The sequence below is a fragment of the Pseudomonas marginalis genome (assembly GCF_001645105.1).
In the GTDB taxonomy this organism is placed as follows: Bacteria; Pseudomonadota; Gammaproteobacteria; order Pseudomonadales; family Pseudomonadaceae; genus Aquipseudomonas; species Aquipseudomonas petroselini.
Genome location: NZ_LKEG01000026.1, coordinates 269,205 through 292,545 on the forward strand (window position 1 = coordinate 269,205; position 23,341 = coordinate 292,545).

At 62.5% G+C, this 23,341-nt stretch carries 22 protein-coding genes; 11 read left to right on the forward strand and 11 right to left on the reverse strand.

All coding sequences use genetic code 11. From position 1 onward, the window contains the following. Positions 1–11 precede the first annotated feature (11 nt). The 9 genes from AO064_RS06250 (at position 12) to yegS (ending at position 9,173) form a co-directional block, all read left to right on the forward strand. Positions 12–2,228 carry a chemotaxis protein CheA gene (locus tag AO064_RS06250; RefSeq protein WP_064052736.1) on the forward strand — a complete coding sequence of 739 codons (2,217 nt, stop codon included), beginning with the start codon at positions 12–14 and terminating at the stop codon, positions 2,226–2,228. A gap of 48 nt (positions 2,229–2,276) precedes the next feature. Beyond that, positions 2,277–3,404: a protein-glutamate methylesterase/protein-glutamine glutaminase gene (locus AO064_RS06255; RefSeq protein ID WP_064052737.1), complete on the forward strand. Its 1,128-nt coding sequence runs from the start codon at positions 2,277–2,279 to the stop codon at positions 3,402–3,404. Beyond that, complete coding sequence (locus AO064_RS06260) at positions 3,404–4,144, forward strand: flagellar motor protein (protein ID WP_017477474.1); 741 nt, start codon at positions 3,404–3,406, stop codon at positions 4,142–4,144. The genes AO064_RS06255 and AO064_RS06260 overlap by 1 nt, the downstream gene beginning before the upstream one ends. 196 nt (positions 4,145–4,340) lie before the next feature. Next, on the forward strand, positions 4,341–5,228 hold the full coding sequence (gene motD / locus AO064_RS06265; RefSeq protein ID WP_043205705.1) for a flagellar motor protein MotD: 888 nt from the start codon (positions 4,341–4,343) through the stop codon (positions 5,226–5,228). A gap of 50 nt (positions 5,229–5,278) precedes the next feature. After that, positions 5,279–6,067, forward strand: a complete 789-nt coding sequence (locus AO064_RS06270) for a ParA family protein (RefSeq protein ID WP_015885168.1) — start codon at positions 5,279–5,281, stop codon at positions 6,065–6,067. Beyond that, entirely contained in the window at positions 6,067–6,879 is an 813-nt protein-coding gene (locus AO064_RS06275; protein ID WP_064052738.1) for a CheW domain-containing protein, read from the forward strand. Before AO064_RS06270 ends, AO064_RS06275 begins: the two co-directional genes overlap by 1 nt. Positions 6,880–6,958: 79 nt before the next feature. Beyond that, positions 6,959–7,441, forward strand: a complete 483-nt coding sequence (locus AO064_RS06280) for a chemotaxis protein CheW (protein ID WP_005790025.1) — start codon at positions 6,959–6,961, stop codon at positions 7,439–7,441. Continuing rightward, positions 7,442–7,834 carry a DUF2802 domain-containing protein gene (locus tag AO064_RS06285; RefSeq protein WP_015885166.1) on the forward strand — a complete coding sequence of 131 codons (393 nt, stop codon included), beginning with the start codon at positions 7,442–7,444 and terminating at the stop codon, positions 7,832–7,834. 418 nt (positions 7,835–8,252) lie between these two features. Beyond that, positions 8,253–9,173 carry a lipid kinase YegS gene (gene yegS, locus AO064_RS06290; RefSeq protein ID WP_015885165.1) on the forward strand — a complete coding sequence of 307 codons (921 nt, stop codon included), beginning with the start codon at positions 8,253–8,255 and terminating at the stop codon, positions 9,171–9,173. Here yegS and AO064_RS06295 read toward each other — a convergent pair. The 3 genes from AO064_RS06295 to AO064_RS06305 all read right to left on the reverse strand — a co-directional run bounded on the left by AO064_RS06295 (position 9,132) and on the right by AO064_RS06305 (position 11,499). Next, a complete protein-coding gene (locus AO064_RS06295; RefSeq protein ID WP_015885164.1) occupies positions 9,132–9,791 on the reverse strand; it encodes a response regulator transcription factor in 660 nt (219 codons plus the stop codon). The two genes, yegS and AO064_RS06295, sit on opposite strands and share 42 nt — an antisense overlap. Continuing rightward, positions 9,788–10,681 (reverse strand): sensor histidine kinase, encoded by an 894-nt coding sequence (locus tag AO064_RS06300; protein WP_043205703.1) that lies wholly within the window; start codon positions 10,679–10,681, stop codon positions 9,788–9,790. Before AO064_RS06300 ends, AO064_RS06295 begins: the two co-directional genes overlap by 4 nt. Positions 10,682–11,052: 371 nt before the next feature. After that, positions 11,053–11,499 (reverse strand): hypothetical protein, encoded by a 447-nt coding sequence (locus AO064_RS06305; protein WP_064052858.1) that lies wholly within the window; start codon positions 11,497–11,499, stop codon positions 11,053–11,055. 543 nt (positions 11,500–12,042) lie between these two features. On the opposite strand from AO064_RS06305, the gene AO064_RS06310 reads away from it, so the two are divergent. Both AO064_RS06310 and AO064_RS06315 read left to right on the forward strand, forming a co-directional pair. After that, complete coding sequence (locus AO064_RS06310) at positions 12,043–12,978, forward strand: chemotaxis protein CheV (protein WP_015885161.1); 936 nt, start codon at positions 12,043–12,045, stop codon at positions 12,976–12,978. A 181-nt stretch (positions 12,979–13,159) separates the two neighbouring features. After that, positions 13,160–13,966, forward strand: a complete 807-nt coding sequence (locus AO064_RS06315) for an MOSC domain-containing protein (RefSeq protein ID WP_064052739.1) — start codon at positions 13,160–13,162, stop codon at positions 13,964–13,966. A gap of 66 nt (positions 13,967–14,032) precedes the next feature. On the opposite strand, the gene ppnP is transcribed toward AO064_RS06315, so the two are convergent. The 8 genes from ppnP to AO064_RS06355 all read right to left on the reverse strand — a co-directional run bounded on the left by ppnP (position 14,033) and on the right by AO064_RS06355 (position 23,309). After that, the gene (gene ppnP / locus AO064_RS06320) at positions 14,033–14,317 is read right to left on the reverse strand and encodes a pyrimidine/purine nucleoside phosphorylase (protein WP_015885159.1); all 285 of its coding nucleotides are present in this window, start codon (positions 14,315–14,317) and stop codon (positions 14,033–14,035) included. A 63-nt stretch (positions 14,318–14,380) separates the two neighbouring features. Next, positions 14,381–14,923, reverse strand: a complete 543-nt coding sequence (locus AO064_RS06325) for a 3'-5' exonuclease (protein WP_015885158.1) — start codon at positions 14,921–14,923, stop codon at positions 14,381–14,383. A gap of 72 nt (positions 14,924–14,995) precedes the next feature. Beyond that, positions 14,996–16,879: an acetyl-CoA carboxylase biotin carboxylase subunit gene (locus AO064_RS06330; RefSeq protein ID WP_064052740.1), complete on the reverse strand. Its 1,884-nt coding sequence runs from the start codon at positions 16,877–16,879 to the stop codon at positions 14,996–14,998. A 183-nt stretch (positions 16,880–17,062) separates the two neighbouring features. Beyond that, positions 17,063–17,824, reverse strand: coding sequence for an enoyl-CoA hydratase/isomerase family protein (locus AO064_RS06335; RefSeq protein WP_064052741.1), 762 nt, complete (start codon positions 17,822–17,824; stop codon positions 17,063–17,065). Further along, a complete protein-coding gene (atuD, locus tag AO064_RS06340; protein WP_064052742.1) occupies positions 17,821–18,978 on the reverse strand; it encodes a citronellyl-CoA dehydrogenase in 1,158 nt (385 codons plus the stop codon). The genes AO064_RS06335 and atuD overlap by 4 nt, the downstream gene beginning before the upstream one ends. A 46-nt stretch (positions 18,979–19,024) precedes the next feature. Continuing rightward, positions 19,025–20,641: a geranyl-CoA carboxylase subunit beta gene (gene atuC / locus AO064_RS06345; protein ID WP_064052743.1), complete on the reverse strand. Its 1,617-nt coding sequence runs from the start codon at positions 20,639–20,641 to the stop codon at positions 19,025–19,027. A 3-nt stretch (positions 20,642–20,644) separates the two neighbouring features. After that, positions 20,645–21,517: an SDR family oxidoreductase gene (locus tag AO064_RS06350; protein ID WP_064052744.1), complete on the reverse strand. Its 873-nt coding sequence runs from the start codon at positions 21,515–21,517 to the stop codon at positions 20,645–20,647. Between the two features lie 13 nt (positions 21,518–21,530). Beyond that, the gene (locus tag AO064_RS06355) at positions 21,531–23,309 is read right to left on the reverse strand and encodes an acyclic terpene utilization AtuA family protein (protein ID WP_064052745.1); all 1,779 of its coding nucleotides are present in this window, start codon (positions 23,307–23,309) and stop codon (positions 21,531–21,533) included. Positions 23,310–23,341: the final 32 nt, after the last annotated feature.

Sequence of the window (23,341 nt, forward strand, 5' to 3'; positions counted from 1 at the left end):
GGAGCACACCCATGAGCTTCGGCGCCGATGAAGAGATCCTTCAGGATTTCCTTGTAGAGGCCGGCGAAATTTTAGAGCAACTGTCCGAACAACTGGTCGAGCTGGAAAGCCGCCCGGATGATGCGAACCTGCTCAATGCAATTTTTCGCGGTTTTCATACTGTAAAAGGGGGCGCCGGCTTCCTCCAGCTCCATGAGCTGGTGGAGTGCTGCCACATCGCCGAGAACGTGTTCGACATCCTGCGCAAGGGTGAGCGTCACGTTGATTCGGAGTTGATGGACGTGATTCTCGAAGCACTCGATGCGGTCAACGGCATGTTCAGCGAAGTGCGCGAACGTGCCCCGATCACTGCAGCCACCCCGGAACTGCTGGCCGCCCTGGCGCGCTATGCCGAGCCTGCCGACCTGTCGGCTGCGCCGGTGGCTGAAGCGGCGCCGGAACCTGTGGCAGAGCCCGAAGCGGATGTGACCGACAGCGAGTTCGAACAGCTGCTCAACTCCCTCAGTGCCGTCAAGGCCGAGGCAGAAGCACCGGCCGCCGTTGCTCCGGCAGCGGCGCCGACCAGCGAAGACATTACCGACGCTGAGTTCGAATCCCTGCTCGACCAGTTGCACGGCAAAGGCCAGTTCGCGGCCGACGCCGTGCCACCGGCTGCTGCTGCCGCGGCACCTGCCGCGCCCGTCAGCACTGACATCACCGACGACGAATTTGAAGCGTTGCTCGACCAACTGCATGGCAAGGGCACCTTCGCGGCCGATGCCTTGCCGGCCGTCGCCGCCGCGCCTGCAGCGGCTGCCAGCACTGCGGCGCCTGCCGCTGCTGCACCGGCAGGCGATGGGTTGATTTCCGATCACGAATTCGAATCCCTGCTGGACGAGTTGCACGGCAAGGGCAAGTTCAGCGAAGTTGCTCCGGCCGCTGCGGTGGCCACGGCTGCACCGGTTGCCGCCAAAGCCGCCGCCCCTGCACCGGCCGCCAAACCTGCGCCCGCACCGGCCGCCGCTCCGGCGCCTGCACGTGCTGCAGCGGCACCGGTTGCCGAGAAGCCCGCCAGTGAAGCCGAAACCACCGTGCGGGTTGATACCGCGCGCCTGGACGACATCATGAACATGGTCGGCGAACTGGTGCTGGTGCGTAACCGCCTGGTCCGCCTGGGCCTGAGCAGCGGCGATGAAGCCATGCAGAAGGCCGTGTCGAACCTCGACGTGGTGACCGCCGACCTGCAGACCGCCGTGATGAAAACGCGGATGCAGCCGATCAAGAAAGTCTTCGGCCGCTTCCCACGGCTGGTTCGTGACCTGGCTCGCCAGCTCAAGAAAGAGATCAACCTGGAACTGGTGGGTGAAGAAACCGACCTCGACAAAAACCTTGTCGAGGCCCTGGCCGACCCGCTGGTCCACTTGGTGCGCAACGCCGTCGACCACGGCGTGGAAACCCCGGAAGAACGCGAAGCCTCGGGCAAGTCCCGTGGCGGCAAGGTGATCCTGGCGGCGGAGCAAGAAGGCGACCACATCCTGCTGTCGATCACCGATGACGGCAAGGGCATGGACCCGAACATCTTGCGCAGCATCGCAGTCAAGCGTGGCGTGATGGACAAGGACGCCGCCGACCGCCTGACCGACACCGAGTGCTACAACCTGATCTTTGCCCCGGGCTTCTCGACCAAGACCGAGATCTCCGACGTGTCCGGCCGTGGCGTCGGCATGGACGTGGTGAAGACCAAGATCAGCCAGCTCAACGGCTCGATCAATATCTACTCGACCAAGGGCCAGGGCTCGAAGATCGTCATCAAGGTGCCGTTGACCCTGGCGATCATGCCGACCTTGATGGTGATGCTGGGCAACCAGGCGTTCGCCTTCCCGCTGGTCAACGTCAACGAAATCTTCCACCTCGACCTGTCGCGCACCAACGTGGTGGACGGCCAGGAAGTGGTGATCGTGCGCGACAAGGCGTTGCCGCTGTTTTACCTCAAGCGTTGGCTGGTGGCATCGGCTGCCCATGAAGAGCAGCGCGAAGGCCATGTGGTGATCCTCTCCGTGGGCACCCAGCGGATCGGCTTTGTCGTCGATCAGTTGGTGGGCCAGGAAGAAGTGGTCATCAAGCCTTTGGGCAAAATGCTGCAGGGAACCCCGGGCATGTCGGGTGCGACCATCACCGGTGACGGTCGGATCGCGCTGATTCTCGATGTTCCGAGCATGCTCAAGCGTTACGCCGCTCGGCGTATTTGATTCTGGTGGGGCAGGGCGGTAATGCCCGCCCCGCCTAACGGAGTGTTTATGGCAGTCAAGGTCCTGGTGGTGGACGATTCGGGTTTCTTCCGCCGTCGCGTCTCGGAAATTCTTTCCGCCGATCCAACGATCCAGGTGGTCGGCACGGCCACCAACGGCAAAGAAGCGATTGATCAAGCCATTGCGTTGAAGCCGGACGTGATCACCATGGACTACGAGATGCCGATGATGGATGGCATCACGGCAGTTCGCCATATCATGCAACGCTGCCCGACCCCGGTGTTGATGTTCTCCTCGCTGACCCACGAAGGCGCCCGAGTGACCCTCGACGCGTTGGACGCTGGCGCGGTGGATTTCCTGCCGAAGAATTTCGAAGACATCTCGCGCAACCCCGAGAAGGTCAAGCAGATGCTGTGCGAGAAGGTGCACAGTATTTCGCGCAGTAACCGACGCAGCCTGTTCAGCGCGCCGACGCCTGCACCGGTCGCGGCCCCGTCTGCGCCTGCGCCTTCGTTGGGTCGACCTGCTACAGCGCCAGCACCGGTTGCTCGACCTGCCGTGGCGCCTGCCCGTGCATCGGCCCCCAGCGCTCATTCGCCGGCGCCCAAGCGCAAGGCCTACAAGCTGGTCGCCATCGGTACATCCACCGGCGGCCCGGTCGCCCTGCAGCGCGTGTTGACTCAGCTGCCGGCCAACTTTCCGGCGCCGATTGTGCTGATTCAGCACATGCCCGCCGCCTTCACCAAAGCCTTCGCCGAACGCCTGGACAAGCTGTGCCGCATCACCGTCAAGGAAGCGGAGGATGGTGACATCCTGCGCCCTGGCCTGGCGTTGCTGGCCCCAGGTGGCAAGCAAATGATGGTGGACGGGCGTGGCGCGATCAAAATCCTGCCGGGCGATGAGCGCCTGAACTACAAGCCGTGCGTGGATATCACCTTCGGTTCGGCAGCCAAGTCCTACGGCGACAAAGTTCTGGCGGTGGTGCTCACCGGCATGGGCGCCGACGGCCGTGAAGGCGCGCGCCTGCTCAAGCAGGGCGGCAGCGCCATCTGGGCGCAGGACGAAGCCAGCTGCGTGATCTATGGCATGCCCATGGCCATCGTCAAAGCGGACCTGGCCGACGCGGTCTACAGCCTGGACGATATCGGCAAGCATCTGGTGGAGGCTTGCCTCTGATGGATGTATTGAGCCTGATCGGCATCATCATGGCGTTTGTCGCGATCATCGGCGGCAACTACCTCGAAGGCGGCCATCTCGGCGCCTTGGCCAACGGTCCGGCTGCGTTGATCGTGATCGGCGGCACGGTGGGCGCGGCGTTGCTGCAGTCGCCCATGAGTTCGTTCAAGCGTGCCATGCAGATCCTGATCTGGATTATTTTCCCGCCGCGTGTCGACTTGCCGGGGGGCGTCGACCGAGTGGTCAACTGGAGCCTCACCGCCCGCAAGGAAGGCCTGCTGGGCCTGGAAGGCGTGGCCGATGCCGAGCCCGACAGCTACGCGCGCAAAGGCCTGCAATTGCTGGTGGACGGTGCCGAGCCGGAAGCGATCCGCAGCATCCTGGAGGTGGATTTCTACACCCAGGAAAGCCGCGACATCAATGCCGCCAAAGTCTTTGAAAGCATGGGCGGCTACGCGCCGACCATCGGTATCATCGGTGCGGTCATGGGCCTGATCCACGTGATGGGCAACCTGGCCGACCCTTCGCAACTGGGCAGCGGGATTGCCGTGGCGTTTGTCGCCACCATCTACGGCGTGGCGAGTGCCAACCTGGTGCTGTTGCCGGTGGCGAGCAAGCTCAAGTCGATCGCCATGCGCCAGTCGCGTTATCGCGAAATGCTGCTCGAAGGCATCCTGTCGATCGCCGAGGGCGAGAACCCGCGTTCGATCGAATTGAAGCTCCAGGGCTTCATGGATTGATGGCCATGAGTATTTACTTGTGGCGAGCGAGCTTGCTCGCGTTGGGCTGCGGAGCAGCCCCAAGACGTGCAACCCGGTTTCCGCGAGAGCGCGGTGGTGGATTTATCAGGGCCGCTTCGCGCCCCAGCGCGAGCAAGCTCGCTCACCACAATGAACGGGTTGGCAGTGAATACTGTGTTCAGCGAGGTAACCACCTGTGAGCCGTCGCCGTCGCGAGCCTGAAGAGCACGTCAACCACGAACGCTGGCTGGTGTCCTACGCGGACTTCATCACCTTGCTGTTCGCGTTTTTTGTGGTGATGTACTCCATCTCGTCGGTCAATGAAGGCAAGTACAAAGTCATTTCCCAGGCGCTGATCGGTGTGTTCAACGACGCCGACCGTGCCCTTAAGCCGATTCCTATCGGTGAAGAACGGCCCAAGACCGTGACCCCGGCCAAGCCGCTGGTCAACGACAGTGACGAAACCGCCGCCGGCGTGGGCGGCACCAGCGATCCGCTGAAAAGCATCGCCGACGACATCAGTGCCGCGTTTGGCGACCTGATCAGCTCCAACCAGATGACCGTGCGTGGCAATGAGTTGTGGGTGGAGATCGAGCTCAATTCCAGCCTGCTGTTCGCCAGCGCCGATGCGATGCCCAGCGACCAGGCGTTTACCATCATCGACAAAGTGGCGTCGATCCTGCGGCCGTTTGAAAACCCGATCCACGTTGAAGGCTTTACCGACAACTTTCCGATCAACACGGCGCAGTACCCGACCAACTGGGAACTGTCTTCGGCGCGTGCCGCCAGCATCGTTCGCATGCTCGCGATGCAGGGCGTGAACCCCGGACGGCTGGCCTCGGTGGGGTACGGCGAGTTCCAGCCGGTGGCCAATAACGCTACGGTGGAAGGCCGCGCGCGCAACCGTCGCGTGGTGCTGGTGGTGTCCCGCAACCTGGATGTACGCCGCAGCCTGACCGGCACGGGCACCGCCAATGCAACACCGGATGCGGCCTTGAAGCGGGCTGGCACACAAACTGCACCGGCCCCAGCAAAGCCGCCGGTTCGTCAGAGTGCCGTCAATTCTCCGTCGCCGGCTCAATAACCTATGCAATGTCTCGGTCGCGCCAATGCCTGCCGGGAGGAACCAACCGAATGAGAGTCTGGGCAGTTGCCAATCAAAAAGGTGGAGTCGGCAAGACCACCACCTCCATCGCTTTAGCCGGCTTGCTGGCGGAGGCGGGCAAGCGTGTGGTCGTGGTGGACCTGGATCCCCATGGCTCGATGACCAGCTATTTCGGCTACGACCCGGATGCGCTGGAGCACAGCAACTACGACCTGTTCCTGCACAAAGGCAGCGTGCCTGCCGACTTGCCGGGGCAACTGCTGCTGCCGACCAGCAATGAAAGCATTTCCTTGCTGCCGTCCAGCACCGCGCTGGCAACCCTTGAGCGCCAGTCGCCGGGGCAGAGTGGCCTGGGCCTGGTGATCGCCAAGACCCTGGCGCAACTGTGGCAGGACTTCGACTACGCGATTATCGACAGCCCGCCGTTGCTGGGCGTGCTGATGGTCAACGCCTTGGCGGCCAGCCAGCAACTGGTGATCCCGGTGCAGACCGAACACCTGGCGGTCAAAGGCCTGGAGCGTATGGTCAGCACCTTGGCGATGATCAACCGTTCGCGTAAGCAGGCGTTGCCCTACAGCATCGTGCCGACCCTGTTCGACCGTCGCACCCAGGCGTCCCTCGGCACGTTGCGCGTATTGCGCGATGCCTACCCGGACACCATCTGGAATGGCTACATACCGGTGGACACGCGCCTGCGTGACGCCAGCCGCGCCGGCCTGACGCCGTCGCAGTTCGACGGCAAGAGCCGTGGCGTGCTGGCGTACCGCGCGTTGCTCAAGCACCTGCTGTCCCAGCAACTTGTGGCGCAGGTGGCGTGATGAATCGTCCCGTCGAACTCAAGACCAAGACCCGGCCGCAACTGGCGCTGGAATCCTATCTGGATGCCTTGCTGCAGGAGGCCACGGCGCAAGAACTGCCCGAACCGATCCTGGTGCTGGAGCCCGCCGTCGAACCCGAAGCCGCACTGGATGAATTCCAGTTGGCGGTGCTGGAAGAACAAGCGCGTGATGCGCAGGTTGTGGTGCCGATCACGCCCACGGTAGTGGCGCCTGTCGTGGCTGCGCCTGTGGTGGTTGCACCCGTGGTGGTCGAGCCGGTGGTCGAAGTGCACCTGCCGCCGAGCATCACACCGCCACCGGTCACCGGTGATGGCCGCCCGGCGTGGGCCGCCGAGCCTTTCGAGTGCTTGCTGTTCGACGTCGCCGGGCTGACCCTGGCGGTGCCGCTGGTCTGCCTGGGCTCGATCTATTCCCTGGAAGGCCAGGAGCTGACGCCGCTGTTCGGGCAACCGGAGTGGTTCCTCGGCATCCTGCCCAGCCAGGCCGGCAACCTTAAGGTGCTGGACACCGCGCGTTGGGTCATGCCCGACCGCTACCGCGATGATTTTCGCCAGGGCTTGCAGTATGTGATTTCGGTGCAAGGCTATGAGTGGGGGCTGGCGGTGCATCAAGTCAGCCGCTCGTTGCGCCTGGACCCGAACGAAATCAAATGGCGCAGCCACCGGGGCCAACGGCCTTGGCTGGCGGGTACCGTGATCGAACACATGTGCGCGTTGCTCGACGTCGCCGAACTGGCCGAGTTGATTGCCAGTGGCGCGGTCAAGGCGATGCCACAGAACAAACGCAGTTGATTGAACAATAAGGTCCGCATGCGAGTGCGGTCAGCGATGCACACACGCCGTATACATCGGCATTTGAGGGGTCAGGGGTATGAATAAGTCAGCGTCCGCACAAGGTTTAGATGATCCGATCCTGCAATGGGTTACCTTCAAACTGGACAACGAAACCTACGGCATTAACGTGATGCGCGTGCAGGAAGTGCTGCGCTACACCGAGATCGCTCCGGTACCGGGTGCGCCAAGCTACGTGCTGGGCATCATCAACCTGCGCGGCAACGTGGTCACGGTCATCGACACGCGTCAGCGTTTCGGCCTGGATACCGTTGAAGTCAGCGACAACACGCGCATCGTGATCATTGAAGCCGACAAGCAAGTGGTCGGTATCATGGTCGACAGCGTGGCCGAAGTGGTTTACCTGCGCCAATCGGAAGTGGAAACCGCGCCGAACGTCGGTAACGAAGAATCCGCCAAATTCATCCAGGGCGTGTGCAACAAGAACAACGAACTGCTGATTCTGGTTGAGCTGGACAAGATGATGAGCGAAGAAGAATGGTCGGAACTGGAGAGCATCTGATTGTTCTTTGAGGCCGTGGTAATTGTCCTGGCCCTGTTGTGGGCCGGGACGTTGGCATTCTTGCTGCGTTATGTGCGCCAGCAGCGTGAGTTGGGCCTGCAACAGGCCGAGCGTGATGCGGTGCGTGACCGGCGCATTCTGGAGTTGGTCAAGCGGGTTGATCATTACCAGCAGAGTGCGGTGAAGGTGGGGGATGAGGTGCATGAACTGCGCGCCATTCTTGCGCCGTTGCCCGATAAACTTGCACAGATTGAGCAGCGGGATCCTTCCAGTCTTTCGTTTGCACAGGCGGCGAAGTTGGTGGGGATGGGGGCTACGGTGGATGAGCTTACTCAATCGTGTGGGTTGACCCAGGCTGAGGCGCAGTTGATGAGTAAGCTTCATAAGAGCTGACTGGGTACATATCCATTTCTGCGGTAAAGGCTAACCCGGTGTCCTTCCGGGTTACCCACGCTCCAAAGCCTGCGTCCGGCCAGCGCGTTTGACGGGGCGCCCTGGATCAAGATCAAAAGCAAGAGCACGGTGGCCTGTAGCCGGCCGGGTTCTGACTGTCGATCTCGGTTAAATGTGGGAGGGGGCTTGCTCCCGATAGCAGTGGGGCAGTCACAGACGCATCAACTGACACACCGCCATCGGGGGCAAGCCCCCTCCCACCGTTTGATCTCCATACATCAGGTAGCCCCCGAGCCTAGGCGAGGTGCCGGGGGACAGGCCCACCATTACCAAAAAAAATGGATAGGCACTCAGTAAACCAAACCCACTCCCCAAAGGTCCCATCCTCCAAGCACCTTTGAATCAGGAGATTCCCCCAATGACCACCCCCAAAGCACTGTTGATCCTCCACGGCAAGCAAGCCCTCAACGAGGACGTGCGCGCCGCCGTGCAGGCCCGGCGCGAGCAGGGCGGGGAATTGGCGGTGCGGGTCACCTGGGAAGGCGGCGACGCCCAGCGCCTGGTCAACGAAGCCTTGGCTGACGGCTACACCCACATCATCGCCGGTGGCGGCGACGGCACCCTGCGCGATGTGGCCGAAGCCATGGCCCAGGCCAAGACCGACGCCAGCCTGGTGCTGATGCCGCTGGGCACCGCCAACGATTTCGCCAAGGCCGCCGGCGTGCCGCTGGAGCCCGCCCAGGCGCTGGCGCTGCTGGACGTGCCGCCCAAAGCCATCGACCTCGGCCAGGTCGGTGGGCAAATCTTCCTCAACATGGCGACCGGCGGTTTCGGCAGCCAGGTCACCGCCAACACTTCCGAAGACCTGAAAAAAGTCCTCGGCGGTGCGGCCTACCTGTTCACCGGCTTGACGCGTTTCAGCGAGTTGAAGGCTGCCTATGCCGAGCTGGATGGTCCCGATTTCCACTGGAAAGGCGAACTGCTCGCCCTTGGGATCGGCAACGGTCGCCAGGCAGGCGGTGGGCATGAGCTATGCCCAGGCGCGATGGCCGACGACGGCCTGCTGGATGTCAGCATCCTGCCGGCGCCCCAGGAAGTGGTCGGTACGTTGCGTGAGCTGATGAACAATGGCTGGGGCCTGGACACCATGTTCGTGCGGGCGCGGCTGCCGTGGGTGAATATCAAGGTTGCACAGGGCCTGTACATCAACCTGGATGGTGAGCCGCTGGAGGGTGATGACCTGCACTTCGAGGCCTTGCCCAAGGCCTTGCGGGTGCACTTGCCGGTGGGTTCGCCGTTAGTCGTCCAGGCTGATGATCTGCTCGCGCACCGCGAATAGCACCAGGCCGGCCACGTCGAATATTTGCAGGCGCTTCATGATCTGCGAGCGGTGCGCCTCGACGGTCTTGATGCTCAGGCCCAGGCCGTGAGCGATCTCCCGGGTGGACTTGCCGCGCACGATCAAGCGCAGGATCTCCAACTGCCGCGCCGTGAGGTTGTGGCTGTGGCCGGCGGGTGTAATCGGCCCCTGGCTGCGCACCAGCGCCTGGTTGATCACCGTGTGGGCAATCGCCGGGCTCAGGTAGCGTTCGTTGTTGCGCAACGCCAGCAGCGCGTGTTCCAGCTCGTTGGCTGTTGTGTCCTTGAGCAGGTAACCATGGGCCCCGGACTCCAGCGCGCACATGATCAGCTCCGGGTCGGTGTGCATCGACAGGATCAGCACCTTGCTCTTGGGGTAGGCGCGCTTGAGTTGCTGCAAGGCATCCAGGCCGCCGGTGTGCTTCATCGACAGGTCCAGCAGCACGATATCGGGCAGCAAGGCACTGAACTGCTCCAGTAATTGCGCGCCATCGTTGGCTTCGCCGATCACCGTGTAGCCGGGAATGTCTTGGACCAGCGCGCGGACGCCGGCCCGGATCAGTGCATGGTCATCTACCAGGAGTAATTTGCAGGTCACTCGAGAACCTTAGGGGAACTGGCCCGTTCGAGGGCGCGGGGCGCCCAGGGGAAAAGCGCTTCGATCCGTGTTCCTTTGCCTGGCTGGCTGCTGACGGATAATGAACCGCCAAGCTGATCAATCCGCTCGGACATGCCGGCCATGCCCCGTTGGCCTTCCAGGCCTGGGTTGATGGCCGGCGAAAAGCCCTGGCCGTCATCACTGATAAACAGCGAGAGGCCCTCGGGCAGACGTTGCAGGCGAACCAGCAGATTGCGCGCCTGGGCGTGGCGCAGCATGTTGGTCACCGCTTCCTGGGTGATCCGAAAGGCGGCCACGGCCGTTTCTTCCGGGATACCGGTCAGCCGTTGCTGGCATTCCAGGCTCCAGTGGATCGGGGTGTTTTCCAGGGTCTTGAGCAGGTGCGCACGCAGGCTGGCTTCCAGGCCCAGGCTGGCTAACTGGCGAGGATTGAGGATGGCGGAGACGTCGCGCACCTTGGCCAGGGTTTCATTCAGGGTGTTGCACAGCACCGTGCACTGGCTTTGCAGGTCGTCGGGCAGGCGGCGCTTGAGCCATTCGCTTTGCAGCTTGGCGGCGGTGAGCAGTTGGCCGATATCGTCGTGCAATTCGCGGCTGAGGCGGTGGCGTTCGTTCTCCTGCACTTGCAGCAGGCGGTCGGCCAGTTCCTGGGGCTGGAACTTGATCGACTTGCGTGACCGCCACTGTTGCAGGCCAACCACCACCAGGGTGGCCAGGTTGAGCACAATCACCAGCAATGGAAGCGGCGCGGAGCGGGTATAGGCCCACAGGCTCAGCAGCAGCGAGCCAAGGCACAGGGCGAGGATCAAACGGCGTGCATTACTGCGGGACGCGGACCATGCGAAGAGTGTCTTGAGACTGGCGTACATAGCGGATGGAGCCAATGAGGGTTCGCTGCGGGAAGTCCGGTCACGGCGGCTGACAGGGCTCTGTTTAGAATGCGTTATCGAATCGTGTTTATGCATGATGAAGTTGAGTCACTTCGAGTGGGGCATAGTACCACCACTATTACCGTTGGTCGCCTGGTGCCGTGCCTGGCGGGGTTTTTAACCGCACAAATGCTCCGGGCGGTATTCCCAGAGTTTATGGCGTGGGGGAGTTATATTATTTGCGTTTGATTGTATCGTTATGACCGTTAATGGCTAATTGATATCTTTTTCTGCGAAATTAAACCCCACTGTATTAATAGGGTTATGTCGTTTTCAGATAACTTCAGGTTTAAATACGACCTGATATTCGATCAAGACGCGTGATGTATCCGTTGTTGCGGTTTAGAACCGAAATCTTTTTGCGGAATATGCAGCGTTACAGTGGCAATCAGCGTCGTTTGCTCTGTTTCATCCAATCCCAGTTTGCCGGTCTTTGCATCAATCAACTCCAGCTGCCAGGCCAGCAATGTCAGGCATTGTTCCAGCGCGTCCAAGGCTTGATCATGCAGATGCAAAGGGTTTTCGGCATTGGCGATCAGGTACTGGATATGCCGCGAGAATTCGCTGATCGCCCGAAGGGCCAGGCAGTCGGCCTTTTCGGCGAGCTTGATCAGGCTGACCTTCATGCAGTCGATGGCGTCGCTGTCGTTGCGGATCATGTGCAGGTGGCTCAGGCACTCTTCCGATTTGGCCAGCAGTTTTTCAGCCTCGTGAAGGAATTCGGGCAATGCAAGTTGCCACTCGTTACCGTCGTTCATCATGCAAGTCTCCACAACAGAAGGTCGGGTGATGAGATGTCGCTCCGGGTGAATGGCTTCAAACTAGCGCTGAAATATGACTGAAATCTGTAGGTCGCTTCTGAGATTTCAGTAGGACGTTTATTAGAATGACGGCGACGGCTGTGCGCGGCGAGCATGAGCGGAGTCCATTGCACACCTTCAATTGCCGACATCTGAATGTCCGAAAGACCCGTGGGCCGAGGGCTTGGGATGGCAAACAAAAGCCTGACTCCATTCATGCATTGAGAATGGCGTCACATTAATGGCTATTAGATATTGCGAATATCAGGTTGGGCCTGATTGTGCGTAGGGGAATCCCTTACGCGGCGGAACCTTGCGTCGAAATGAATGTCGCGCAACGTCGCTACACCCCTGTCTGGAGAGGCCAGTGCAGTAAACCATGATGTCAGTGTGACATCAATGAATTTACGTGGCATTTTACGGGGGTCAAGGTCTGGCGTTCGCCGCCGATAACCCACTGTATGTGAACTGCACAATCCCTTAGCGCATCAGGAGCTTTTAATGGCCGGCATTCTCGACACGGTAGATCAACGCACGCAACTGGTGGGTGAGAATCGCCTGGAGATCCTCATGTTCCGCCTGGCCGGGCGTCAGTTGTTCGCGATCAACGTGTTCAAGGTGCAGGAAGTCCTGCAACTGCCCAAGCTGACGTTGATGCCGCAACGCCATCCGTTTGTGTGCGGCGTGGTCAACCTGCGGGGGCAGACCCTGCCGGTGATCGACCTGTCCCAGGCCATCGGCATGCGCCCGTTGGTGCCGGGTCCCAACAGCACCATTATCGTCACCGAGTACAACCGCTCGGTGCAGGCGTTCCTGGTGGGCGGCGTGGACCGCATCGTCAACATGAACTGGGAAGCCATCCTGCCGCCGCCGACCAGTGCCGGACGCCAGCATTACCTCACCGCCATCAGCAAGGTCGACGACCAGTTGGTGGAAATCATCGACGTGGAAAAAGTCCTGGCCGAAATCGTGCCCTACAACGCCAAGGTCTCGCGTGAAAAACTCGAGGACCCGGTCCTGGAACGCGCCCGTGGCCGTGAAGTGCTGCTGGTGGATGACTCCAACGTGGCCCTCTCGCAACTGCGCGACACCCTTGGCCAACTGGGCGTGAAGATGCATATCGCCAGCGACGGTCTCAAAGCGTTGAATATGCTCAAGGCTTGGGCCGACGCCGGCCATGTGATGACCGACAAACTGTTGATGATTTTCACCGACGCCGAAATGCCCGAGATGGACGGTTACCGCCTCACCACCGAGATCCGCAACGACCCACGCCTGCGCAAACTTTACGTGGTGCTGCACACCTCGCTGTCGGGCAGCTTCAACGACTCGATGGTGAAGAAGGTCGGCTGCGACAACTTCCTGTCCAAATTCCAGCCCGACAAGCTGGTGGATGTAGTGCGTCAACGTCTGATGCTCGACGAAGTGCCCGCCTGACTGTAGTGAGCGGGCTTGCCCCGCGCTGGGGGGCGAAGCCGCCCCACATTCGGCCACCACGGTTTGTCTGTAATAACGGCGGTGATCGGGTTGGGGCGGCTGCGCCCCCCAGCGCGGGGCAAGCCCGCTCACTACAAGAGCGGTTATAGTGTCGGCTTTACTCCTTCAGGAATGCAGGCCCATGCTTCGTCTCAGCGCGTTGTACCGTTACCCCTTGAAGTCCGGCAAGGCCGAAATACTGCAACAGGTCGGCCTGGATAAACTCGGGGTGGACGGCGATCGACGCTGGATGCTGGTGGACGAAGCCAGCGGACGTTTCCTCACGCAACGGGCCGTGGCCAAGATGAGCCAGCTGTCGGCGCTGTGGAACAGCAGCGGCGGGCTCACCCTGAGTTCGCCTGGCTACACGCCGCTGGACGTGACCCTGCCCGACAACGAGGCCGAACTGCGTGGCGTGACCATCTGGCGTGACACCTTGCGCGTGCCGGATGCGGGCGACGCGGCTGCCGCGTGGGTCAGCGACTTCATCGGCAAGCCGACACGGCTGGTGCAAATCCCTCTCGAACGTGCCCGCACCACCCAGGCCGGTTATGGCAAGGACGATGACCAGGTCGCCTTCGCCGACGGTTATCCGTTGTTGGTGATCGGCCAGGCCTCGCTGGACGACCTCTCGCAACGCATCGGTCGCCCCATGGAAATGCTGCGTTTTCGTCCCAACCTGGTGATCGAAGGCAGCGAAGCCTTCGCTGAAGACGGCTGGAAGCGCCTGCGCATCGGCGATGTGGAGTTCCGTGCGGTCAAGCCGTGCTCGCGCTGCATCCTTACCACCATCGACCCGCAGACCGGCGAACGCAGCGCCGACCGCGAACCCTTCGCCACGCTGGAAACCTATCGCAAGACCGAGGATGGCGCGATTTTCGGCCAGAACCTGGTCAACGACGGCGTAGGTCGCCTGGAAGTCGGGATGCCGGTGACGATTCTCGAGTAATGTGCCGTGGCCATAAAAAATGCCCGTCTCCTGCGAGACGGGCATTTTTTTGCCTGCTGGTCACCCTCAGCCGCGGTATTCGCACAGGTAGGCGGTGTCCACGGCGACTTTCAGCTGGAACTTGCTGTTGGCCGGCACGTTGAACTGGCTGCCGGCGGCGAAGGTTTCCCACGTGCTGGCGTCAGGCAGCTTGACGGTCAGGGCGCCGGACACCACGTGCATGATTTCACGCTGGGCGGTGCCGAATTCATATTCGCCGGGGGCCATTACGCCGATGGTCGCCGGACCTTCTGCAGTGCCGAAAGCGATCGACTTGACGGTGCCGTCGAAGTACTCGTTGACTTTAAACATGGGCGATTCCTCGGAAAAGGGTCTGGAAAGGTCGGCCAGTATGCCCAAGGGCAGGGGAACTGCCTAGACCGGCAAAATCAGCGGCAACAGGCGCGCGGTGTTGCGGGCGTCCTCCAGCGCACGATGTTGCTGGCCATGGAACTGCATTCCCGCCAGTTGCAGGGCGCCATTGAGGCCCAGGGGCTTGTCCAGGCGCCGGGCCTTGGCGAAGCGCTGCTTGAGGTTCACATGGGGCGTGTGGGCGAGTGCGCTGGCCAGGCCATGGCGTTGCCACTCCAGTTCAAGCTGCGCGCGGTCGTAGTCACCCCAACTGGCCCAGCCCTCCAGGCGTGCGTGGTGCTGGCCCAGCCAACGCTCGAACAGCGGCCACACCTCGGTGATCGGCGCCGCGCCGTCCATGTTCGCCTGGGTGATGTGGGTCAGCTGGCGGCAGAAGGGCGTCAGCAATGGCCGCCGCAGCGGCCGCACAAAGCGCTGGAAGTGGTCCAGTTCGCGGCCCTGGCGGTTGACCAGGCTCGCGCCGATCTCGATGACTTCCATCTCCGTCACGGGCCAGCCGCCTTCATCCGTTGTGGCTTCAAGGTCAATAATCAGCCAATGAGGCATCGCGCAGGTTCCCGTACTCTTCCCTTTCTGTTGGGGGTAGAGCGTAGCCCGGCCCTGTAGTTCCGCCTAGGGCTAGACGATCTCGATTAACACCTGGCGATTGCGCACTTGATCACCCGCAATGACCTGCACCCCCTTGATCACGCCGTCGATACCGGCCGTCAGTGGGTGCTCCATTTTCATCGCTTCGAGCACCAACAGCAGTTGGCCTTTGGTGACGCTGTCACCGGCGCTGACCCGCACATCGACAATTGCACCGTCCATCGGCGCCTTGACCGTCCCGCTGCTGGCCTCGGCCTGGCGGCTGGCGACCTGCTGGGTGCGGTCGGTCACCGTCAGGCCGGGTAGCCACAGTCGATTACCGTCGAGGTGATAGGCCATGCGACGGCGAATGCCGTTGAACACCCCTATGGCGTAGCCACCTTCGGTAGTGAGTGGCAGGGGCTCAGCGCTGACGTCGTGGATCTCGCCATTGACCTCCAGGCGGTAGGTGCAGAGCGTGTTTGCGGTGTTGCGCCAGCCTGCCAGTGCTGGGGGATGCGGGTGCGCGCTGTGTGCGTAAAACAACGCGGCGGCCAGACTAAGGTGTTCTTCTGATGGGGGCAGGGGCGGGATCTCGCTGAAGTGCTGTGCGATAAACCCGGTGCTGAAATCACCCGCGATAAACTCCGGGTGCTTGAGCAGATCGGCCAATAACCGTTGATTGGTCGCCACCCCCAACAGCAACGTGTCTTCCACCGCCCGCAACAACTTGCGGCGCGCCTCTTCGCGGGTGGCGCCATGGGCGATGATCTTGCCCAGCATCGGGTCATAGAACGGGCTGATGCGTTGGCCTTCTACGACACCGTGGTCAATGCGTACGCCCGCCGCCGGTACCCAGCGCAGCACATCGCCGGTTTGCGGCAGGAAGCCCTGGGCCGGGTCTTCGGCGTACAGGCGCACTTCCATGGCGTGGCCGCTCAGGGTGACCTCCGCCTGTGTCAGCGGCAGCGGTTGGCCGGCGGCGATCTGCAGTTGCCAGTCCACCAGGTCGAGGCCGGTGATCAGCTCGGTCACCGGGTGCTCCACTTGCAGGCGGGTGTTCATTTCCAGGAAGTAGAACCGGCCGTGGCGGTCGAGCAGGAACTCCACGGTGCCGGCGCCGACGTAGTTCACCGCGCGTCCGGCCTTCAGGGCGGCTTCGCCCATGGCCAGGCGCAGCTCGGGTGTCATGATGGGGCAGGGGGCTTCTTCGATGACTTTCTGATGGCGGCGCTGGATCGAACAGTCGCGTTCGCCGAGGTAGATCAAGTGGCCGTGGCTGTCGCCGAACAGCTGGATTTCGACGTGACGCGGGTCGATCAGGGCGTGTTCGAGGATCAGTTCGTCGCTGCCGAAGGCGTTCTTGGCTTCCGAACGGGCGGTCTGCAGGTTGTTCAACAGGTCTTTTGCGTGGTGCACCAGGCGCATGCCGCGACCACCACCGCCGGCGCTGGCTTTGATCATCAGTGGGTAGCCGATGCGCTCGGCTTCTTGTTGCAGGGTGACGTCGTCCTGGGCGCTGCCTTGGTAGCCGGCGATGCAGGGCACGCCGGCGTCGAGCATGGCGAGTTTGGACAGGCGTTTGCTGCCCATCAGTTCGATGGCGGCGACGCTGGGACCGATGAAGGTGAGGTTAGCGTGTTGGCAGGCGCGGGCGAAGTCGGGGTTTTCGGAGAGGAAGCCGTAGCCGGGGTGGATGGCGTCGGCGCCGGTGAGTGTGGCGGCGTTGAGGATGGCTTCGATGTTGAGGTAGGACTGTTGGACGGGGGCGGGGCCGATGTAGACGGCTTCGTCGGCCATCTGGACGTGCAGGGCCTGGGCGTCGGCTTCGCTGTAGACGGCGACGGTGCGGTAGCCCAGGGCTTGAGCGGTGCGTTGGATGCGGCAGGCGATTTCGCCGCGGTTGGCGATCAGGATTTTCGTGAGCTGCGGCATTGTTGCGGTCCTCGAGTACACATCCATTTCTGCGGTAACGGCCGCAGATTCAAGCCTGCGTTCGGCCAGCGTGTTTGACGGGGCGCTCCCAGATCAAAAGCAAAGCGCCGCGGCCTTAGAGCCGACCGGTGTGGTTGTGGCGTACTCAGTACAAATGTGGGAGGGGGCTTGCCCCCGATGGCGTCATTTGCACCACCGAGGCTTTCTTTTCTGCACAAACGCCTGCGTCCCCTCAATCCCTTCCTCACTCCTTACCGCTTCGGCAAACCACTGCGCCCCACGGTCCAGCACGGCCTCAAGCGGTTCATCCACACTGGCCAGCAATAGGGATTTGGTCCGTCCATTCGCGCCCGGTGCGCAGCGCAGCACCTGTCCCAACACTTCATCCAGCCGTTCCGCCAATGCCTGCGGGTCGCGTTCGGTAAAGTGCACGACGCCCAGTCGCTCGGCTTCCAGGCCGTCAAAGCGCGCCGCGGTCAGCGCCAAGCGGCGAGCTTGGGTCAGGCCGATACGCTTGACCACAAACGGCGCGATTTGCGCCGGCAGTAAGCCCAGGCTGGTTTCCGGCAGGCCGAATTGCGCCTGGTGATCGGCGATGGCGATATCACTCACGCACGCCAGCCCAAAGCCGCCGCCCAGCACCGCGCCTTGCAGCACCACGATCACGACTTGCGGTACCGCTTCGACTTCCTGCAGCAAGGTGCCGAACGCGCGGTTCAGCGCCTGGAGTTGATTGCCCGCAGTGACCAGGTCCTTCACATCGGCGCCGGCGCAGAAGTGCCCGCCGGCCCCGCTGATCACCAGTGCGCGGACCTGGCTGTCCAATTGCGCCAGCACCGTGCGCAGTTCGTTGACCATCTCCAGGCTCATCGCATTGCGGTTTTCCGGGCGGTTGAGGGTGATGTGCAGCACGCCTTTATGGGGTTCGAGCAATAGGGTGTTCATGGCTTTTTCCCAGGCAAGGTGCCCATCAGTTTGCAGAGGATGCCCAGCATGATTTCGTCGGCGCCGCCGCCGATCGAGACCAGGCGCACATCGCGATAGGCGCGGGCAACGGGGTTGTCCCACATGAAGCCCATGCCGCCCCAGTATTGCAGGCAGCTGTCGCTGACTTCTCGGCCCAGGCGCCCGGCCTTGAGCTTGGCCATGGAGGCCAGGCGAGTCACGTCCTGGCCTTTGATGTATTGCTCGGTGGCCTGGTAGACCAGCGCGCGCAGGCATTCGATTTCGGTGGAGAGTTCGGCCAGGCGAAAGTGGATGACCTGGTTGTCGATCAGCGCCTTGCCGAAGGTCTGGCGCTCCTTGCAGTATTCGATGGTGCTGTCGATGCAATGCTCCAGGCCCTTGATCATGTTGGCCGCGCCGAACAGGCGTTCTTCCTGGAACTGCAGCATTTGCATCATGAACCCCGCGCCCTCGTGACCGATGCGGTTGCGCTGCGGCACGCGCACGCCGTCGAAGAACACCTGGGCGGTCTCGGAGCTGTGCATGCCGAGTTTTTCCAGGGGCGGACTGACGCTGATGCCGGGGGTGTTCATCGGCACCATGATCAGCGATTTGTTGATGTGCGGCTTGTCGTCGGAGGTGTTGGCCAGCAGGCAGATGAAGTCGGCGCTGGGTGAGTTGGTGATCCACATTTTGCTGCCGTTGATCACATAGTCGTCGCCGTCCTTGCGCGCATGGGTTTTCAGCCCGGCCACGTCGGAACCGGCGCCGGCTTCCGAGACACCGATGCAGCCGACCTGCTCGCCGCTGATGGCCGGACGCAGGAATTCATCCCGCAACTCATCGGAGCCGAAGCGGGCGAGGGCGGGGGTGCACATGTCGGTCTGCACGCCGATGGACATGGGAATGCCGCCGCAGTGAACGGTGCCGAATTCCTCGGCGGCGACGATGGAATAGCTGTAGTCCAGGCCCATGCCGCCGAATTTTTCCGGCTTGGAGATGCCCAGCAGCCCGAGGTCGCCGGCCTTGCGGAAAATGTCGTGGATGGGAAAGCGCCCGGCCTTTTCCCATTCGTCGACGTGGGGGTTGATCTCGCGATCGACGAAGGCGCGGACGGTGCGGCGCAGTTCCTGGTGTTCCTGGGTAAAGATCATTTTTTATTGTTCTCCTTATCGCGACGCGGAGCGTCTCGGGCGAAATTTAGAGACGCGCTACACCGAAGGTATTGGCTTGCAACTCACGCACCTCGGCCTCGTGGCAGATATCCAGCACAAAGCCCAGCAACGTCCGCGTATCCCGTGGATCAATCAGCCCGTCGTCCCACAGATTCGCGCTGCCATACAGCGCAGTGGACTGGCCGTCGAGCTTCTGCGCGGTGACCTGTTCCAGCATGTCCAGCACCTTGGGATCTGGCACCAGGCCGTCCTTCAACTGCTTGGCCTCGGTGACGATACGCAGCACCTTGCCCGCCTGGGCGCCGCCCATCACCGCCGTGCGGCTGTTGGGCCAGGCGAAGATGAAGCGTGGGTCCAGGCCACGGCCGCACATCGCATAATTGCCGGCGCCGTAGGAGCCGCCGACCACAATCGTGAGTTTAGGCACTCGTGCATTGGCCACCGCCTGGATCATCTTCGCGCCGTGCTTGATCACCCCTTGTTGCTCCGACTCGGTGCCCACCATGAAACCGGTGGTGTTGTGCAGGAACAGCAGCGGCGTGCGGCTCTGGTCGCACAGTTGGATAAACTGCGCGGCCTTGCTCGCACCCTTGGGCGTGATGGGGCCGTTGTTGCCGATCACCCCGACGGCACGCCCCTGGATATGCAGGTGGCCGCACACGGTGTGGGCGTCGAACTCGCCCTTGAATTCGAGGAAGTGCGAGCCGTCGGCCAGGCGTGCGAGGATTTCACGCACGTCGTAGGGTTTTTTCGGGTCATCCGGGATCAGGCCCAGCAGCTCTTCGATGGGGTACAGCGGCTCGGCGTAAGCGCGTCGGGGCGCCGGCGGCAGGCGATCATTCCAGGGCAGCAGGCTGACAATCTCACGGGCGATGCGCACGCCGTCGGCGTCATTTTCTGCCAGGTATTCGGCGGTGCCGGCGGTTTGGGCGTGCATTTCGGCGCCACCCAGTTCTTCGTCGGTGGCCACTTCGCCGGTCGCGGCTTTGAGCAGCGGCGGGCCCGCGAGGAACAGCTTGGCGCGGCCGCGCACCACCACCACGTAATCCGACAGCCCCGGCTGATAGGCGCCGCCCGCCGTGGCCGAGCCATGCACCACGGTGATTTGCGGCAAGCCCAGGGCCGACAGGCGCGCCTGGTTGGCGAAGCTGCGCGCACCCTCGACGAAAATCTCGGCGGCGTAGTTGAGGTTGGCACCGCCGCTTTCGGCGAGGGTCACCACCGGCAGTTTGTTCTCCATGGCGATCTGTTGCAGGCGCAGGGATTTTTTCAAGCCGGAAGGGGAAATAGTCCCACCCTTGATCGCGCTGTTATTGGCCACCACCAGCATGCGCACGCCGCTGACGTAGCCGATGCCGGCGATCAACCCACCGCCGGCGGCGCTGCCGTCCTTGTCGTCGTGCAGCTTGTAGCCGGCCAGGCTGGCCAGTTCCAGGAACGGCGCGCCGGGGTCCAGCAGCAGGTTGAGGCGCTCACGGGGCAGCAGTTGGCCGCGCTTGTCGAACTTGGGCTTGGCTTCCTGGGCCTTGGCGAGCAGGTTGTGTTCCAGTTGGTGCAGCTGGGCGATGGCCGCCAGCATGGCCTCGCGGTTTTGCGCGAACTGGGCGCTGTGGGCGTCGATCAAGGATTCAATCACCGGCATGGTTTATTGCTCCGCCTTGAGCACATCCGGCAGGTAGGCGCGGTGGAAGCCATTGAAGGGCTCACTCGGCGCCTGCGCCTTGTGCAACGGCCAGGCGCGGCTGCCCAGGCTGGCGGCACCGTCGATGCGCAGGGTGCTGCCGCTGATAAAGGCGGCGGCGGGGCTGAGCAGGAACACGATGGCCGCGCTGACTTCCGACTCCGTGCCGATACGCTTGAGCGGCACGTGTTCGCGCAAGGTCGGGATCACTGCCTTGAACGCGCCTTCGTAGGTGTCCATGCCGCTGGAGGCTATCCAGCCCGGCGCCACGGCGTTGACCCGCACGCCGGCATACCCCCATTCGAAGGCGGCGGTCTTGGTGAAGTTGTCCATGCCGGCGCGCGCCGCACCCGAGTGACCCATGCCGGGCATACCGCCCCACATGTCGGCGAGCATGTTGACGATGGCGCCGCCGTGCTTGCTCATGGATTGGTTGAACACTTCCCGTGCCACCAGGAAACCGCCGACGAGGTTGGTGCGCAGTACGGTTTCGAAGCCTTTCTGGTTGATTGAAGCCAGTGGCGAGGGGTACTGGCCGCCGGCGTTATTCACCAAACCATGGAGTTGACCGTGGTCATTCAGGACTTGGCCAACCAGTGCCTTCACTGCTTCTTCATCACGAATGTCGCAGGCCTGCCAATGGGCGATGCCACCGTCTTCAGCGATTTCCGCCGCGACCGCTTGCAGCTTTTCCGGCTTGCGTCCCACCAGAATCACCTGTGCACCCAGCGCCGCCAATTCATGCGCAGTGCAACGGCCGATGCCACTGCCTCCGCCGGTGACCATCACGGTTTGCCCCTGGAACAGGTCGGCTTTGAAGATTGAGTCGAAGGCCACGGCAACGCTCCTGTCAGTTGAGAAAATCGGCGATGTGTTGCGGCACGGCAATGGGGATGTCCAGCAGTTGCTGGGCGAAGGCTTTGCCTTGCGGGTCGATGCGCAGGCTGGCGATGCCGCCACCGCCCAAGGCGTTTTCCAGCAGGAAATTGAGGCTGTGGCTGCCGGGCAAATACCAGCGCTCGACGCGGCCGTGCACGGGGTCCAGCACGTGGCCCATCCAATCGACGATGACTTCCGGGGTCAGCGCCTCGGCGATCCACGGCAGGTAGTCGGGATCGCGCGCGATCACGCCGATGTTGCTGTGGTTACCCTTGTCGCCTGAACGCGCCACGGCCAGTTTCACCAGCGGCACGCTGGCGTCGGCGCGCCCTTGGGGCTTGGGTGGGGCTATCGGCGCGTCGGGCAGGGTGGGCGCATCGGCCATCGGCAATGCGCAGGCGTGGCGTTCGCCCTGGAAGTCGATCAGCACGTCACAGGACGCCTTATCGATCAGGAAAGAAAACAGTCGGATCAACGGATACACCGTCGGTCGCCCGCCGACGATGCCGGTCAGGCCCGGGGCCATGCCGGTGGCGGCCTGGGCAATCTCGCGGGCGAACAGCACCAATGCCTGTTTGCTCGGGTGACGCACCGCCAGTTTCGCCACCACTTCGCGGCAGTCCTGGCGCATCGCGTGGGCGCCGTAGGTGGCTTCGCTGCCGAGCAGTTCGATGTTCACTTCGGTGTAAGGCGCCCAGCCGCGTTGGCTGAAGAGCTCCGAGGTCTTGTTGATGATCGCCTGGCTGACCCGTTCGGCCTTGGCCACCGCATCGATGCCGGCGATCAGGCAACTGGCGGTGCAACGGAAACCGTCCGGGTACGTGGCGCTGACTTTGTACTGCTCGGTCGGCGGCGAGCCCTTGGCGCCGTGCAGGCGTACGCAGTGTTTGCCTTGCTGCTGCAACTTGACCTGGCTGAAGTCGCAGATCACATCCGGCAGCAGGTACGCGCGGGGGTCGCCGATTTCATACAGCAACTGTTCGGCCACGCTGAGTTCGCTGATCAACCCGCCGGTGCCGTCGACCTTGTTGACGGTGAACTGGCCGTCGGCGCTGACCTCGACGATGGGGAAACCGATGTGCTCGTAGTCCGGCACGTCGCGCCAATCGGTGAAGTTGCCACCGGTGCACTGCGCGCCACATTCGATGATATGCCCGGCCAGTGCGGCCTGGGCGAGGCGGTCGTAGTCCTGCCATGACCAGTTGAATTCATGCACCAGCGCCGCGCTGACCACCGCGCTGTCCACCACCCGGCCGGTGATGACGATATCCGCCCCCAGCTGCAGCGCCTGGGTAATGCCCGGTGCGCCCAAGTAGGCGTTGGCGGACACGCACATCGGCGGCAGCGGCGTGCCGTTGAACATGTCGGTGATGCCGGGCAATTGCTTGAGTTGGGGCTGCAGGTCATCGCCCAGCAGCACGGCGATTTTCAGTGCAACGCCTGCCTTGTCGCAGGCTGCTTGCAAGGCCGCGGCGCAGGCTTGGGGGTGGATGCCGCCGGCGTTGCTGATCACGCGAATGCCTTGGCGCTGGATTTCCGCCAGCAAGGGCGTAAGCACGTCGACGAAGTCTGTGGCATAGCCCGCCTGGGGATCTTTCATGCGCGCCCCGGCGAGAATCGACATCGTGACTTCCGCCAGGTAGTCGAAGACCAGGTAATCCAGTGCGCCGCCCTGTACCAATTGGGCGGCGGCGGTGCAGGTGTCGCCCCAGAAGGCGCTGGCGCAGCCGATACGAACCGTCTTGCTCATGAGAAAACCTTCCTCGAATGGCTGGTAGCGAG